This window comes from Gymnodinialimonas sp. 202GB13-11 (assembly GCF_040932485.1).
GTDB lineage: Bacteria > Pseudomonadota > Alphaproteobacteria > Rhodobacterales > Rhodobacteraceae > Gymnodinialimonas > Gymnodinialimonas hymeniacidonis.
On the sequence record NZ_JBFRBH010000001.1, the window covers coordinates 3,031,199 to 3,046,172 of the forward strand.

At 62.0% G+C, this 14,974-nt stretch carries 21 protein-coding genes; 15 read left to right on the forward strand and 6 right to left on the reverse strand.

The features are described 5' to 3' along the window. Positions 1 to 47: 47 nt before the first annotated feature. Complete coding sequence (locus tag V8J81_RS15455; RefSeq protein ID WP_368476639.1) at positions 48 to 506, reverse strand: GNAT family N-acetyltransferase; 459 nt, start codon at positions 504 to 506, stop codon at positions 48 to 50. Between the two features lie 224 nt (positions 507 to 730). On the opposite strand from V8J81_RS15455, the gene ispH reads away from it, so the two are divergent. The 12 genes from ispH to V8J81_RS15515 all read left to right on the forward strand — a co-directional run bounded on the left by ispH (position 731) and on the right by V8J81_RS15515 (position 7,946). Continuing rightward, the gene (gene ispH / locus V8J81_RS15460) at positions 731 to 1,681 is read left to right on the forward strand and encodes a 4-hydroxy-3-methylbut-2-enyl diphosphate reductase (protein ID WP_368476640.1); all 951 of its coding nucleotides are present in this window, start codon (positions 731 to 733) and stop codon (positions 1,679 to 1,681) included. Further along, positions 1,678 to 2,034: a hypothetical protein gene (locus V8J81_RS15465; RefSeq protein WP_368476641.1), complete on the forward strand. Its 357-nt coding sequence runs from the start codon at positions 1,678 to 1,680 to the stop codon at positions 2,032 to 2,034. The genes ispH and V8J81_RS15465 overlap by 4 nt, the downstream gene beginning before the upstream one ends. 3 nt (positions 2,035 to 2,037) lie before the next feature. Continuing rightward, the gene (locus V8J81_RS15470; RefSeq protein ID WP_368476642.1) at positions 2,038 to 2,676 is read left to right on the forward strand and encodes a 2-hydroxychromene-2-carboxylate isomerase; all 639 of its coding nucleotides are present in this window, start codon (positions 2,038 to 2,040) and stop codon (positions 2,674 to 2,676) included. 46 nt (positions 2,677 to 2,722) lie between these two features. Further along, the gene (locus V8J81_RS15475) at positions 2,723 to 3,553 is read left to right on the forward strand and encodes a phytanoyl-CoA dioxygenase family protein (RefSeq protein WP_368476643.1); all 831 of its coding nucleotides are present in this window, start codon (positions 2,723 to 2,725) and stop codon (positions 3,551 to 3,553) included. Beyond that, entirely contained in the window at positions 3,550 to 4,005 is a 456-nt protein-coding gene (locus V8J81_RS15480) for a YdeI/OmpD-associated family protein (RefSeq protein WP_368476644.1), read from the forward strand. The genes V8J81_RS15475 and V8J81_RS15480 overlap by 4 nt, the downstream gene beginning before the upstream one ends. 81 nt (positions 4,006 to 4,086) lie before the next feature. Next, positions 4,087 to 4,701: a LysE family translocator gene (locus tag V8J81_RS15485; protein WP_368476645.1), complete on the forward strand. Its 615-nt coding sequence runs from the start codon at positions 4,087 to 4,089 to the stop codon at positions 4,699 to 4,701. A gap of 74 nt (positions 4,702 to 4,775) precedes the next feature. Next, positions 4,776 to 5,234 (forward strand): DUF3429 domain-containing protein, encoded by a 459-nt coding sequence (locus V8J81_RS15490; protein ID WP_368476646.1) that lies wholly within the window; start codon positions 4,776 to 4,778, stop codon positions 5,232 to 5,234. Continuing rightward, positions 5,231 to 5,827, forward strand: a complete 597-nt coding sequence (locus V8J81_RS15495; protein ID WP_368476647.1) for a class I SAM-dependent methyltransferase — start codon at positions 5,231 to 5,233, stop codon at positions 5,825 to 5,827. Before V8J81_RS15490 ends, V8J81_RS15495 begins: the two co-directional genes overlap by 4 nt. After that, positions 5,820 to 6,293, forward strand: coding sequence for a ribonuclease HI (rnhA, locus tag V8J81_RS15500; RefSeq protein WP_368476648.1), 474 nt, complete (start codon positions 5,820 to 5,822; stop codon positions 6,291 to 6,293). The genes V8J81_RS15495 and rnhA overlap by 8 nt, the downstream gene beginning before the upstream one ends. Then, positions 6,286 to 6,675, forward strand: a complete 390-nt coding sequence (locus tag V8J81_RS15505; protein WP_368476649.1) for an NUDIX hydrolase — start codon at positions 6,286 to 6,288, stop codon at positions 6,673 to 6,675. Before rnhA ends, V8J81_RS15505 begins: the two co-directional genes overlap by 8 nt. Then, positions 6,672 to 7,298, forward strand: coding sequence for a trimeric intracellular cation channel family protein (locus V8J81_RS15510; protein WP_368476650.1), 627 nt, complete (start codon positions 6,672 to 6,674; stop codon positions 7,296 to 7,298). Before V8J81_RS15505 ends, V8J81_RS15510 begins: the two co-directional genes overlap by 4 nt. Positions 7,299 to 7,625: 327 nt before the next feature. Further along, positions 7,626 to 7,946: a hypothetical protein gene (locus V8J81_RS15515; RefSeq protein WP_368476651.1), complete on the forward strand. Its 321-nt coding sequence runs from the start codon at positions 7,626 to 7,628 to the stop codon at positions 7,944 to 7,946. Positions 7,947 to 8,042: 96 nt separating this feature from the next. Here V8J81_RS15515 and V8J81_RS15520 read toward each other — a convergent pair whose 3' ends face one another. From V8J81_RS15520 to argH, 4 genes are all read right to left on the reverse strand, one after another. Beyond that, positions 8,043 to 9,074 (reverse strand): hypothetical protein, encoded by a 1,032-nt coding sequence (locus V8J81_RS15520; RefSeq protein ID WP_368476652.1) that lies wholly within the window; start codon positions 9,072 to 9,074, stop codon positions 8,043 to 8,045. A 69-nt stretch (positions 9,075 to 9,143) separates the two neighbouring features. Further along, a complete protein-coding gene (gene greA / locus V8J81_RS15525) occupies positions 9,144 to 9,614 on the reverse strand; it encodes a transcription elongation factor GreA (protein WP_368476653.1) in 471 nt (156 codons plus the stop codon). 129 nt (positions 9,615 to 9,743) lie between these two features. After that, positions 9,744 to 9,893 carry a hypothetical protein gene (locus V8J81_RS15530; RefSeq protein ID WP_368476654.1) on the reverse strand — a complete coding sequence of 50 codons (150 nt, stop codon included), beginning with the start codon at positions 9,891 to 9,893 and terminating at the stop codon, positions 9,744 to 9,746. A 33-nt stretch (positions 9,894 to 9,926) separates the two neighbouring features. Beyond that, entirely contained in the window at positions 9,927 to 11,342 is a 1,416-nt protein-coding gene (argH, locus tag V8J81_RS15535) for an argininosuccinate lyase (RefSeq protein ID WP_368476655.1), read from the reverse strand. A gap of 32 nt (positions 11,343 to 11,374) precedes the next feature. On the opposite strand from argH, the gene V8J81_RS15540 reads away from it, so the two are divergent. Then, complete coding sequence (locus tag V8J81_RS15540; protein ID WP_368476656.1) at positions 11,375 to 11,932, forward strand: TlpA family protein disulfide reductase; 558 nt, start codon at positions 11,375 to 11,377, stop codon at positions 11,930 to 11,932. Positions 11,933 to 12,079: 147 nt separating this feature from the next. Here the strand turns inward: V8J81_RS15540 and V8J81_RS15545 are convergent, their stop codons facing one another. Continuing rightward, the gene (locus V8J81_RS15545) at positions 12,080 to 12,664 is read right to left on the reverse strand and encodes a DNA-3-methyladenine glycosylase I (protein ID WP_368476657.1); all 585 of its coding nucleotides are present in this window, start codon (positions 12,662 to 12,664) and stop codon (positions 12,080 to 12,082) included. Between the two features lie 105 nt (positions 12,665 to 12,769). Here V8J81_RS15545 and V8J81_RS15550 point away from each other — a divergent pair, with 105 nt between their 5' ends. After that, positions 12,770 to 13,600 carry an EAL domain-containing protein gene (locus V8J81_RS15550; RefSeq protein ID WP_368476658.1) on the forward strand — a complete coding sequence of 277 codons (831 nt, stop codon included), beginning with the start codon at positions 12,770 to 12,772 and terminating at the stop codon, positions 13,598 to 13,600. Between the two features lie 170 nt (positions 13,601 to 13,770). After that, positions 13,771 to 14,946: an acetyl-CoA C-acetyltransferase gene (locus V8J81_RS15555; RefSeq protein WP_368476659.1), complete on the forward strand. Its 1,176-nt coding sequence runs from the start codon at positions 13,771 to 13,773 to the stop codon at positions 14,944 to 14,946. Positions 14,947 to 14,974: the final 28 nt, after the last annotated feature.

Sequence of the window (14,974 nt, forward strand, 5' to 3'; positions counted from 1 at the left end):
TCGCAGAGCCCCCCGCGCACAATCGCGCAGAGGACTTGCCACGGGACCTACAGCCTTTTCGCCAAGGAAATACGGTCCTCACCTTCCGCCCAAAAGTCGCGCACGACGCCCTCGATGCGGTAGCCAACCGATTGATAGAAGGCCACTGCCGGGATCTGCGCGACGTCGCTTGAGGTATCAACCACCAGCAACCGACCGCCCATTTCCCGCACGGCATCCTCGGTCGCCCGCACAAGACCCTGCCCAACCCCGCTACGATGCAAAGCGGGGGACACGGCGAGAGCCTTCATATTCCATACCGCATCGGCCAGCTCTTCAGCGCGGGTGAAGGACAGGCCAACGGGCACGCCATCGCGCAGGGCAGTGATCCAAAGCTGATCCTGAGCCCCTTCCAGAAAGGGCGCGATCAGCTCTGGCAGCATGTCGCCGGGAAACAAAGTGGCATCGGCGATCTTTGAAAGGTCAGTCACGTGATCCGGCTGAGCCGGCATGTAGATCATGGTCATGGTATGTCTCGGAACTTGAAAGTGGCCGAGGTGAGGACCATCGGCACAGAAAAAACGACCCATCGCGCATCTGCGTTGGGAAGACAGTGGATATGTCCGTAGCCGCCGAGCTGGGGCAGCAATACCCCCGCCGCACTATTATCGCAACTCCACCGCCTGCGCCGATGCACCACTTTACGCCTCACCCGTGAAGCCTTACCTCTGAGACGACAGGAGACGCGACCATGACCAAGCCCCCCCTCACGCTCTACCTCGCCGCCCCGCGCGGCTTTTGCGCAGGCGTGGACCGTGCCATCAAGATCGTGGAGATGGCATTGGAGAAATGGGGCGCGCCCGTCTACGTCCGGCACGAGATCGTCCACAACAAATACGTGGTCGACGACTTGCGTGCCAAAGGGGCCGTGTTCGTCGAAGAGCTTGAAGAATGCCCCGATGACCGCCCCGTCATCTTCTCGGCCCATGGCGTCCCGAAATCCGTGCCCGCCGCCGCCCAGGCGCGCGAGATGGTCTATGTCGACGCCACCTGCCCGCTGGTGTCCAAGGTCCATATAGAGGCACAGCGCCATGCCGATAACGGCCTGCAGATGATCATGATCGGACACAAGGGCCACCCCGAAACGGTCGGCACTATGGGCCAGTTGCCCGAGGGCGAGGTCCTTTTGGTGGAAACTGTCGAAGACGTCGCCACCGTCGAAGTCCGCGATCCTGCGAAACTCGCCTTCGTGACGCAGACAACCCTCTCCGTGGATGACACCGCCGACATCGTCGCGGCCCTGCAGACCCGCTTCCCCGCCATCGTAGGCCCCCACAAGGAAGACATCTGCTACGCCACGACCAACCGGCAGGAAGCCGTAAAGGCCATGGCCCCGAAGGCTGACGCGATGCTGGTCGTCGGTGCGCCGAATTCCTCCAACTCCAAGCGCCTTGTCGAGGTGGGCGCCCGCGCAGGCTGCAACTATTCGCAGCTCGTCCAACGCGCGTCCGACATTGACTGGCGCGCATTGGAGGGGATCACGTCGCTTGGCATCACCGCGGGCGCCAGCGCGCCCGAAGTCCTGATCGAGGAGGTGATCGGCGCGTTTGAGGATCGTTTCGACGTGACCCGCGAGCTGGTCGAAACCGCCGTCGAAAACGTTGAATTCAAAGTCCCCCGCGTTCTGCGCGAACAGGCATGAACGCCGCCGCGCTGCACCCTTCCGTCGCCGCACTCAAGGCACTGGGACGGCCGCTCACCGACGATGATCCTGACCTGATCGCAACAGCCCATCCGCTGACCGACGAACTGCCCGCCAACCCGAATGCGGCCGAGGTCGAAGCCCTGCTCGGGTTGATGCCTGCAAACGGTGATACCGGCCACGGCCTGAACTGGTCCATCCTGCACTGCATCGAGGCCTCGCCCGATTGGCCCCTCTGGGATCTCATCGCCGAGCCCGACCACGAATGGCACACGATCCTACGCACCCGTCTGAAGAATGGCGGCTATACCCCTCCGAAAGCATCATTCCTTAAACGTCTGTTCGGGGGCTGATCCGTGTCAGAAATCATCTACGTCTATTCCGCCCATTCCGCCTATGCCTATCTTGGTTCCGCTGAGCTGATGCGCATTGCTGCCGCCCACAATGCCAAGATCATACACCGCCCGATCCTCCTGTCGCCCGTGGTTGAGCATCAAGGCAGTCAGCCTTTCGCCGACCGCACGCAAGCCCATGTCGACTACTTCTTCGGGCGCGAGATTGAACGGTGGGCGGAATATCGCAACGTGCCGATCATCAATCATCGCCCAACGTACCACGATGCGGATTACAGCCTCGCCTCCGGAATGATCCTCACCTTGGGTGAGTCCGGACCAGCGGTGGACGATTTGGTGCACCGCCTGCTGGAGGCTCATTGGCGCGACGACATCGACTTGTCTGATAGAGACGCATTGGCGGATGTCGCAACAGCCGCAGGCCATGATGCGCGCGCCCTGCTGATCAAGGCGGGGTCTTCTGCTGTTCAGTCCCGCCTCAAGGCCAACAACGATTGGGCCGTTTCGCAAAGCGTCTTCGGCTCCCCGACGTACATTGTCGACGGCGACCCGTTCTATGGGCAGGACCACCTGGGACTTGTGGAGCGGGCGTTGCAGACCCCTTTCGCACCATCCACTTGGCGCAACCCACCGGTAGGATGACGCAAACACGCTTGTTGTGTCGGGCCTGAGCGGCCACACTTCCGCCATGCTCGATCTTCAGACCCTCCCCACTGACACCCTCGCTAACTTCCGCCGCGATGGCGCTGTCGCGATCCGCAATGCCTTCTCGCCCAACTGGCTCGACAAATTGCGCCACGGCATCGACACCGCCACCGCCGCGCCCCATCCCAACGTGGCCCGCCACACCAAGGACCCCGACGCCCCCGCCTATCTGGAGGGCTATTGGCTTTGGTCCGAGATCCCGGAGTTCACCGATTTCGTCCACAACTCCCCCTGCGCGCCGCTGGCCGCGCAGCTGTTGGATGCGCCAAGCATCAATCTGGTGATGGACAACTGGTTCCTGCGTGAGGCGGGCTCAACCTCTCGGCCACCGTTCCATCAGGACCTCGCCTATTTCGATTTCGAAGGCACGATGTGTGTCCTGTGGCTACCGCTGGAACCAGTGACCAAGGAAAACGGCATCGCCTTCGTGAAAGGCTCTCACCTTTGGGACAAGCTGTTCATGCGGGTGCGCTTCGCCGATGGGCATGCCAGCATGGAGCCGCAGACGGTCAACGGAAAAACCTACCACATCCCGCCCGAGATCACGGCGGACAGCCACGAGTTGCTGCAATGGGATCTCGACCTCGGCGATTGCATCTTCTTCGACATGCGCACCCTGCACGGCGGCCTTGCCTCGGTCACGCCAACAGAAACGGTGCGCCGCTTCACCCTGCGCATGACGGCGCCGGACGGCATGATCCGCTACCGTGGCGATTGGGCCAAGGACGAACGCGCGCAGTTCGAGGCGGCGGGTTATGCCGAAGGCGACCGGATAGCAGGCGATTTCTTCCCACAACTCTGGCCGCGCCCTTGAGCGACTATGTGACGTTCGAGGCGCAGGTGCAGCCGATGCCCTGGGGCGAGGCCGTCTACACGGTGGTGCCCCTTTCAGAGGAAATCCTCGCGGCCCTCGGCAAAACAAAGCGCGTGGAAGGAGAGTTCAACGATCATCCGGTGAACCTTGCCATCGCCAAAGCACCGGCCGATGTGATTGCGACGCCCTTTCTCTGGGCCGGCAAATCACTGTTGGATCGCATTGGGTTGGAGCCAGGCGAAGTGTTCGAGGCACGCCTGCGCCCCGCGGCGGATGATCAGGTTGATGTTCCGCAGGATGTGCTGAATGCATTGCGCTCGTCCGGGCTGAGCGAGGCGTGGGACGCATGGACTCCGGGCAAGAAACGCAGCGCGCTCTACCCGGTCGAAACCGCCAAACGCCCCGAAACCCGCGCAAATCGCATCTCAAAGCTGTTGGATACCCTCCGATAGATCCGACCTTCGGCAATGTCCTTGCCCTCCGCTGGGAAACCTGCGAGGTTAAATCCGTAATTTAAGTTACGGACACACCCAATGCTTAGCACCCAATTCCTTCTAACCGCTTTCGTCGTTGTCATCGCCCCCGGAACGGGCGTGCTTTATACGTTGGCGCTCGGCCTTGGCCGGGGCCGCCGCGCGGCGCTTTGGGCGGCTTTGGGCTGCACCTTCGGCATCGTGCCGCACCTGCTGGCGGCAACACTTGGCCTCGCCGCCGTGCTGCACACCTCGGCTTTGCTCTTTAACGTGGTGAAATTCGCGGGCGTGGCATACCTGCTCTACCTCGCCTATTCCGCCCTGCGCTCCGGCGGCGCCCTGAATGTGGAGCCGTCGACAAACCCAGAGCCCGGCATTGCCATCGCCCGGCGCGGCGCGCTCATCAATATCCTCAACCCAAAGCTCTCGATCTTCTTCCTTTCGCTGTTGACCCCGTTCCTGTCCGGCAACCCGGCCACCGTGACGCAGGAGATCCTCATCCTCGGCTCCGTCTTCATGGCCATGACTTTCGCGGTCTTCGTTCTCTACGGCCTGTTCGCTGCCCAGGCGCGCGCGAAAATCCTCGGATCGGCCCGGATCATGGCGTGGCTCAACCGCTCCTTCGCGGCGATCTTTGCGCTGCTGGCGGGCCGCCTCGCGCTTGAGCGCGCCTGACCTGTAAGGTCTTCGATGCGCGCGCATATCGTTCTGACTGGACGCCATCCCAAACGCGCGCCACATAGGCAGCCATGTCACGCATTCCAAACTCCGCGCTGCTTCTTGGCCTCGCCGGCCTGATCCCCTTTCTTTGGGGCGCAGCCAGTGCCGCATGGATCGTGGCAGACTACCTGAATGTCCCTGACATCGTACTGATCTATAGCGGCGTGCCGGTTCTGATCGCCTATGGCACAATCATCCTCAGCTTCATGGCAGGCGTGATCTGGGGCTTTGCGGCCAAAGACGGCGGTCCGTGGATGCCCATTGGACTGACCCTTTCAGTGCTGCCCGCGCTGTTGATGTTCTTCGTGTTCAACTTGCCAGCCCTGACGCAAATCTTCGCACTAATCCTCGGCTTTGTGGGCCTTCTGGCCGTCGACTGGGTTTGCGCCCGCAAAGGCCTCGCCCCCGACTGGTGGATGAGTCTGCGTCTGATTCTGACCCCAGTGGTTGTCTTTTGCCTCGGCATTGGCGCAGCCTTCGTCCCATGACAGACCGCGAAACCATTGACGTCTACGAGGCGCAGGCGCAACGCTACGCCGATCTGCCCATCAGCCAGATGCAGCGCGACGCCATCAACCGCTTCCTGTCGATGCTGCCGCCGCGCGCCACGATCCTTGATGCCGGCTGTGGACCGGGTGTGCACGCCGCCGTCATGGTCTCGGCAGGCCACGACGTCCACGGCATCGACCCGACCGAAGCCTTTGTCAGCGACGCACTCCATCGCGGGGTGAACGCGCGTCTCGGCAGCTTCGACGACATTACCGGCGACGCACTCTTCGACGGCGTCTATGCCAGCTTCAGCCTGCTTCACGCTCCCCGCGCGGACCTACCCCGCCACCTCGCGGCCATGGTTAAAGCGCTCAAACTTGGCGGTGCGCTGTTCATCGGCATGAAATCCGGCAGCGGCGAAGAGCGTGACACAATCGGCCGCCGCTACACGTACGTGACGGAACTCGAGATGCGCGGCCTCCTGCGCGATCTGGGCGCAAACGTCACCCATGTTGAAACCGGGGAAGAGGCCGGTCTTTCTGGCGAAGTCGCCCCCTTCTTCCTGATGCATGCAAGAGGGCCAGATGCCTGATCTCTACGCCTATACAGACGGCGCCTGTTCCGGAAACCCCGGCCCCGGCGGCTGGGGCGCGCTTTTACAGGCCAAGAACGGCGAGACCGTGGTCAAAGAGCGTGAGCTGAAGGGCGGCGAGGCCGAGACCACCAACAACCGGATGGAACTGCTGGCCGCGATCCATGCGCTCGAAGCCCTCGAACGCCCCTCCGCCCTGACCGTCGTGACCGACAGCGCCTATGTGAAGAACGGCATCACCGGCTGGCTGCACGGCTGGAAGCGCAACGGCTGGAAGACCTCCACCAAGAAACCCGTGAAGAATGTCGAACTCTGGCAACGCCTTGATGAGGCCGCCGCCCGCCACAACGTGACATGGGAATGGGTCAAGGGCCATGCCGGCCATCCCGAGAATGAACGCGCCGACGAATTGGCCCGCGCGGGCATGGCGCCGTTCAAGCCGTCGCGCAAAAGCGAAAATGGATAAGGTTTGCCCGGTCGTCATTCGAGGGGACGGCCGCATATTGGCATTCCGACACCCGCTGGCCGGACTGCAATTCGTGAAAGGCACGTTGGAAGAAGAGGAGTCGACCCCAGAGGCGGCAACACGCGAACTCCACGAGGAGGCAGGCGTGGTTCTTTCGGCTGTGCATTATCTTGGCGAAAGCAGCACAATCGTGGATGATGAGACATGGCATTTCTGGCTCATGCAAGACTCCGACCTGCCCGAAACTTGGGACCATGCCTGCGAGGATGATGGGGGCCATGTGTTTTCCTTCTTCTGGCAAGATCTTACTCAACCCTTACCGCAGGAGTTCGCCGCACCGTTCCAAAGGGCCGCAGAGCATTTGCGTGAGGTGCTTACATGAATGTAGCGCTCAGCCTCGACTATACGTCGGCTCTGATCTTTGCCCTCTCTGGCGCGCTTGCAGCCTCCCGCGCGCAGCTCGACATTGTCGGCTTCATCTTTTTCGCGGCCCTGACCGCCATAGGCGGCGGCACCGTGCGGGATCTGTTGTTGGACCGTGATCCGGTGTTCTGGATCGCCGACCCCACACCGCTTGGCATCGCGGCGCTGGCCGCCATCCTCGTCTTCTTCACCGCGCACCTGCTGGAAAGCCGCCTGAAATGGTTGATCTGGCTGGATGCCGCTGCCCTTGCCATTGCCGTCGCAGCCGGCGTGGCAGTGGCGCGCAGCCTCGACGCCTCAGCGCCGGTAGTACTGGTGATGGGCGTGGCCACCGGCACGTTCGGTGGGTTGGCCCGCGATGTCATCGCCAACGAAGTGCCGCTGGTCCTGAAACAGGGGGAGCTTTACGTGACCGCCGCCTTCGGCGGCGCGGGCGCCGCGTTGCTCGGCCTACACTTCCTCTCAGCCGACCCGATTTGGGGGACGGTCATTTGCGTCGCCGTCACCTTCGGCCTGCGCGCAGGATCCCTTCTGTTTGGCTGGTCCCTGCCCGTCTACAAGGCCCGCCCGCCCCGCCGATAATGAAATTGGTAGCTGCCCCTAAACGAACTGCAAGCGACTCGGCCTAAGCCCCCCGAATCCTCCAAATATTTCAATCACCCCTCCCCCGTCTCACGCCCCCGCGAGCCGTGATCACGCGGGCGTGGGGTTCGTGCAGCGCATGGGGAAGTCTGTGCACATGCGCACCTATATCCGCTAATTCTCGCGCTTCCGTGTATGGAATGTCAGGCCCGCACCCCGCATATTCATCTCATCGGACGGCCACAGAGGCTCTCCACCGAAACCAAACCAAACCCGGGCCACCTCCCAAATCAGGCCCACACACCAAAACTGAATAGGACCAGTAAAATGAAAAAGATCGCTCTCATCGCCGCCGTTGTCGCCACTGTTGCCGCCCCGGCTTTCGCCCAATCCGCAGCCTCCGTCGCCGCGATCCAGCACTTCAACATGTTCGAGGACAACGCGCTGGAGCGCACCAATGTGAACGGCGTTGGTCAGTCGGTGTCGCCCAGCGGCGCGCTTGGCCAGACCTTCGAGATCCTCAACAGCGACCAGGACGTCGCCTCTGACCTGCGCGGCGTGAATGGCGCGACGCTCGTCAACGGCCAGCCGGCCTACGGCGCTGACATCTTCGACCGCCTGCGCGCAGCGTCGCTCGAAGACGAGTAAGACCAGTTACACGAATGAGCCTTTTCGAGGCTCTGGTCCGGGTGCCCTCCGCCAGTAATGGTGGGGGGCATTCGACATTTTGGGGGAGTCTAGACGTCAATCAAACGTGCCGGTCACACGCCCAAGCAACATGAACGCCCGCGCCGTGCGCGTGTCGGACAATTCAGCAATTTCGGCATCCGAGGCGTTCTTTTCGAACTCCATGAAGGTCCGGTCGAAATGGCGCAGGAAATGGTGGACCGCATCGCGGAACACCGGGTCTTTGCGCATCCGGCCCGCCGCCAGAACCAGCGACGAGCGGTCGTGAATACCCCCAAGCGCTGCAATGGGACGGCCCCGTTCGCCCTTGGCAAAGCGGCGCCAAACCTCGGGCCGTGACCGATCCGGGCGCAGATCGTCCATGTAGATGCCGTCCTGCGACAGAAGCGTCAGCACATCCTGGCTTGCGCGGATCAACCGTTCCGTCGCGCGATCTTCCAGCGCACGGCGCAGGGTGCGGAATCCTTCCTTGTCATGCTCATTCTCGGGGAAATTCAGCGCCTTGATGAAATCGGCCACCGAAATGGGCTCAACCTCGGCAGGTTGCACAAGGCCCAGAACCGGTTGCGGCTGCGCAGGGTCTTCGGGCAAGGCAACCGGCGGAACAGCGGCCCTGACATCCGCCGGGCCAGACGTGCGCAGGGACGTGAACGTCGCAAGCTTCGTTTCCGCCGCGGCCTGTGCCGCCACCAGATCATCCAGTTTCTGCACCAGCTCGGGCTTCATCTCCATGCTCTGGCGCTGCTGCTGTTCAACATAGGCCGCGCGCATCGCATCAATCGACGCTTGAAGCCGCGCAGCCTCTTGCCGCAGTGCGCGGGCCGTGCGCGCCGCCATCGCGGCCACCCAGATCAGGGCCAGCGGCAGGATCACCGCCAGAAACGACAGCAACATGCTTAGCCCGGTTTGCGCATCGGCTGCCTGTTCCCCGCCGAAGCCAAGAAAAATGACCGCCACAATCCACAGAAGCGAAACACCAATCGCGACAATCTCGATAACCGTGATCTTCGGACCCGCCTCAGCCCGCGCGTAAAGGCCAAGGTCCAGCGCCGTCGGAACGGGCTGTGTCGAGGTGCGGTCGTTGCTCATGTCCGAAGACGGCATCTGCGGCCTCAACCTGCGTTACGTTGGTCTGTCGTTGGCGCGGGCCAGACCCGGTCAGACATAGGAAATCTTGACGATCTCATAATCCTTGGAGCCACCCGGCGTGCGCACTTCGACGCTATCGCCCTCCTCCTTGCCGATCAAGGCGCGGGCAAGCGGCGATTTGATGTTCAACAGACCCTTCTCGATATCGGCCTCAGCCTCACCGACAATCATGTAGGTCTTCTCTTCCTCGGTCTCTTCATCAACCAACTCGACGGTCGCGCCGAACTTGATCGGGCCGGACAGCGTTTTCGGGTCAATCACCTGCGCCAGAGAGATCATGCCCTCAAGCTCCTTGATGCGCCCCTCGATGAAAGACTGCTTTTCCTTGGCCGAGTGGTATTCGGCATTCTCCGACAGATCGCCATGCTCACGCGCTTCGGCAATCGCCTTGATGATGGCGGGCCGCTCCACGCTTTTGAGCTGCTTGAGTTCGGTGTTCAGGGCATCAAGGCCCTTCGGCGTCATCGGGATCTTGTCCATGGGTCGAAACCTTGTGACGGGTTGGCAAACAAAGCCCCGGCCAAGGCGCGTGCCAGCCGGGGGAGATGGAAAGTTAGGCGCGAACGGGCGCGGGATCAACTGGGATTGCGAAAGGCCGCGAAGAGCCGCCTAGTTCCGCCCCGCGATACCAATTGAGACGCTGCCAGAGACGCTGATACCGGTCGACGCACGGTCCGGCTGCTCAGGCTCTCCATCCACGCCACAAGCGGCGAGGGTGCAGACGGCAAGGATTGCGGCGATGAGTGCAACGGGTTTCATGGCAGATCTCCAAATCTCTTTCGTCAGCCTATATCAGCCCAACACGCCCCGCCACCGCGCAATCTGCTCGCGCACCCGCACCGGCGCCGTGCCGCCGTAAGAGGTGCGCGAGGCAACCGAGTTATGCACACCGAGCACTTCGAACACCGCCTCGGTGATCTCACCGTGAACGCTTTTCATATCCTCCAGCGACAGATCGGGCAGGTCACAGCCCTTATCTTCCGCCAGCTTTACCAGCGACCCCGTCACATGGTGCGCATCGCGGAACGGCATGTCCAACGCACGCACCAGCCAATCGGCCAAGTCGGTTGCGGTTGAAAACCCGCTGGCCGCAGCCGCCTCCAACTCCGGCACCCGCGCCTGCATATCGCCAACCATTCCAGTCATCGCAGCCAAAGCCAGCATAAGATTGTCGGCGGCATCAAAGACCTGCTCCTTATCTTCCTGCATGTCCTTCGAATAGGTCAGCGCCAGACCCTTCATCACCGTCATCAATGCCACATTGGCCCCGAAGATGCGCCCAATCTTCGCGCGGATCAGCTCCGCCGCATCGGGGTTCTTCTTCTGCGGCATGATAGAAGAGCCGGTGGAGAACCGATCACTCAGCGATACAAACCGGAACTGCGCCGACGACCAGATCACCAACTCCTCCGCCAAGCGGCTTAGGTGCATCGCGCAGATGCTGGCACTGCTCAGAAATTCCAACGCGAAATCCCGGTCGCTAACCGCATCCAGCGAATTCGCACATGGCCGGTCAAAGCCCAAAGCCTTCGCTGTCATCTCCCGATCGATCGGAAAGCTCGTTCCCGCCAAGGCCGCCGCACCGAGGGGCGACTCGTTCATCCGCACGCGCGCATCACGAAACCGGCTCGCATCACGTCCGAACATTTCCACATAAGCCATCATGTGATGGCCCCAGGTCACCGGCTGCGCCGTCTGCAAATGCGTGAAGCCGGGCATGACCCAATCGGCCCCCGCCTCCGCCTGCCCCAACAAAGCATGCTGCAACGCTTTAAGCCCGGCAATCGCCGCATCCATCTGGTCGCGCACCCACAGCCGAAAATCCGTCGCCACCTGATCGTTGCGCGACCGTGCCGTGTGCAAGCGCCCCGCAGGCTCCCCTACAATCTCCTTCAGCCGCGCTTCCACATTCATGTGGATGTCTTCCAGCGCCGTCGAAAAGGCGAAATTCCCGCCCTCGATCTCTGACAAGACTGTGAGCAGCCCTTCCCGGATCGCCTCCGCATCGTTATCCCTGACAATGCCCTGCGCGGCCAACATGGCCGCATGGGCGCGGGAGCCTTCGATATCCTGCCGTGCCATCCGCTGGTCGAAACTGATCGAGGCATTGATCGCCTCCATGATCGCATCCGGCCCAGCGGCAAAGCGTCCGCCCCACATGGCGTTTGCGGTGCTGGTCTGGTCGTCGTCTGAGCCCATATTGGTCATGTGCATCTGCCCTGCTGAAAAAGGAACCGCGAATGGTCCGCAAAATCCTGATCACCGCCGCTTACCTCGCCGCAAGCTTGGGTGCAAATATCGCCAGCGCGCAGGACCTGTCTGGCCTGCTGACCGGAGAGATGCGCGGGCTGGCCGTGCACGAAACGCCAACCGACGCCTCGGCGCTGCCGTTCGAATTGGCCGATGGGTCCGAAGCCAGCCTGGCTTTGTACCAGGGCCAGTATGTGCTGCTGAACTTCTGGGCCACTTGGTGCGCGCCCTGCCGGGAAGAGATGCCGTCGCTGCAAAACCTGCAAACCGAACTGGGCGGCGACAGCTTCCGGGTGGTGACGTTGGCCACTGGCCGCAACCCGCCACAAGCCATCCAGCGCTTCTTCGATGAAATTGGCGTTACCAACCTGCCGCAACACCGCGATATCAACCAACAGATCGCCCGCGAGATGGGGATCTTTGGCCTGCCCATCACCGTCATCCTGAACCCCGAAGGTCAGGAAATCGCCCGCCTGCGCGGTGATGCGCATTGGGACAGCCCTGAGGCCATCGCCGTCATCGAGGCCCTGATCAGCGGCGAAAGCTGACGGCGCACTCCTCCGATCTTCGATCGTCCCCACAGCGCATCTTTGTTCTGAAAATATGCCTGGGGACGCCCAAAGGTTGGGGGGCAGCGCCCCCAACCCGCGGGACGGCGGGAGGGGCGAAGGCATCAGCCGAGCGTCTCCCCGTCCTTAGCGCGCCATTCGCGCAACCTCATCATGGCGAAAACACCCAACCAAATGGTCGTTGACGACCCCCGTTGCTTCCAACCAGGCATATACTATCGTCGGCCCGCAAAACCGGAACCCCGCCTTCTTCATGTCCTTTGACATCCGCTCGGACAGCGGCGTTTTCGGTGGCACCTCCTCCAGTGTGCGAAACGTATTCCGCAGCGGCTTGCCATCGAAATAGTCCCAAACAAACGCATCGAACCCGCCGCGCGCCTCCATCGCCTGCCAGGCTTTCGCGTTGGCAATGGCTGCCTCGATCTTCCCGCGATGCCGCACGATCCCCGCATTCTGCAAGAGCCGCTCCACGTCACGCTCGCCCCAGTTTGCGATGGTATTGGGGTCAAACCCCTCGAACGCCGCCCGAAAAGCCTCGCGTTTGCGCAGGATGGTGAGCCACGCCAACCCGGCTTGAAACCCATCGAGGATCAGCTTCTCCCACAAGGCCCGGCTGTCATATTCCGGCACACCCCATTCCGTGTCGTGATAGGCCACATAGTCAGAGGCTGTCCCGCACCATCCGCAACGCCCTTGCATGTCGTCCACCATCACCACTTTCCCCGCATTTTTCGCGAATACCGTTTTTCACCCTTCTTTAAGAGCCTGCCCGTCACAACTGCAAAGTCGATCGTGAGATTCTTTCGGAGTGGGATGATGCCCGATAATCGCGTTGAGCTGGTGGAACCCGGCATGGAAAGCCCGCTGGACGCTGCAATCTCACAGCGCGACCGAGGGACATTGGCGATGGTCGAACAGGCCCTCGCGCGCGGCGATGCGCGCCTGGCCTACCAACCCATCATGCGCGCCGATGGCAAAGGCATCGCCTTTTTCGAAGGGCTGATCCGCGTGCTGGATGAAACCGGTCGCGTCATCCCAGCCCGCGATTTCATGGGCGCGGTCGAAGACAGTGACATCGGCCGCCAGATCGACTGCACCGCTCTCAGCATCGGGCTTGAAGCACTCAAAGCCCACCCGACGCTGCGCCTCTCCATCAATATGTCCGCGCGCTCCGTTGGCTATCCACGCTGGATGAAGACGTTGCGCAGCTATTTGGCAAACCATCCAACGATCGTGGAACGCCTGATCCTCGAAATCACCGAGAGCTCGGTGATGATCATGCCAGAAATCGTCGCGATTTTTATGGAAGATCTTCAGGATAAAGGGATCACATTCGCCCTTGATGATTTCGGTGCGGGCTACACGGCTTTCCGCTATTTCAAGACCTTCTACTTCGACATCCTGAAGATCGACGGCCAATTTTCCCGCAACGTGGCACAGGATCCTGACAATCAGGTCCTGAGCGAGGCCCTGATCTCCTTGGCCCGGCATTTCGACATGCTCGTCGTGTCCGAAGCGGTCGAAAATGCCGCTGATGCCGCATGGCTGGCTAAGGCCGGCGTGGACTGCCTGCAAGGCTATTACTACGGCGCGCCCTCCATGCGCTTGCCCGATCTGACCGGTTCGGTGATGGCCAAATCTGCCTGATCCCACACCTCCAAGCTCTGCAATCGGCGCATATCCGCCCTTATATTATTGCCTGAGACACTGTGTCGGTTGCCCACCCCTACCCCTGACCCTTATGACGCACCGCAGCATAAGCATGCGGTCGGGCCTTCACGCTTTGCCCTGACCCGGACAGGAAAGGACACCTCAATATGACCAATGTCGTCATCGCCTCCGCCGCCCGTACACCGGTCGGTAGCTTCCTCGGCTCCTTCGCCAACACGCCAGCACACGACCTCGGCAAAGCCGTGATCGAGGCTGTGGTGGATCGCGCAGGCGTCGACAAGGCAGAGGTGTCCGAGACCATTCTTGGACAAGTTCTTACCGCCGCCCAGGGCCAGAATCCCGCCCGCCAGGCCCACATCAATGCAGGCCTCCCGCAGGAAGCCGCCGCATGGGGCATCAACCAGGTCTGCGGCTCGGGCCTGCGCGCCGTGGCGCTTGGCGCCCAGCACATCCAGCTTGGCGATGCCGCCATCGTCGTCGCCGGCGGCCAGGAAAACATGTCCATGTCCCCCCATGCCGCTGCCCTCCGCCAGGGCCAGAAGATGGGTGACATGAAGTATATCGACACGATGATCCGTGACGGTCTGTGGGATGCCTTCAACGGCTACCACATGGGCCAGACGGCTGAGAACGTTGCCGAGAAATGGCAGATCTCGCGTGAGCAGCAGGACGAATTCGCCGTCGCCTCGCAGAACAAAGCAGAAGCCGCGCAAAAGGCCGGCAAATTCGCCGATGAAATCACCTCCGTGATCGTCCCCAACCGCAAAGGCGACATCACCGTCGATCAGGATGAATACATCCGCCACGGCGCCACGATGGAAGCGATGCAGAAACTGCGCCCCGCCTTCACCAAGGACGGCTCCGTCACCGCCGCCAACGCCTCCGGCCTGAACGACGGCGCGGCCGCCACGCTCCTGATGTCCGCAGACGACGCCGAAAAGCGGGGCATCCAACCGCTCGCCCGCATCGCCTCCTATGCGACCGCAGGCCTCGACCCGTCGATCATGGGCGTCGGCCCGATCTACGCCTCGCGCAAAGCGCTGGATAAGGCAGGCTGGAAGGTCGAAGACCTCGACCTGGTGGAAGCCAACGAAGCCTTCGCCGCGCAGGCCTGCGCCGTGAACAAGGACATGGGCTGGGATCCGGCCATCGTGAACGTGAACGGCGGCGCCATCGCCATCGGCCACCCGATCGGCGCCTCCGGCTGCCGCGTTCTGAACACTCTGTTGTTTGAGATGCAGCGCCGCGACGCCAAGAAGGGCCTCGCCACGCTTTGCATCGGTGGCGGCATGGGCGTCGCCCTCTGTGTCGAGCGCGACTGATCAGATCAACACGAAACGGCTGCGCAAT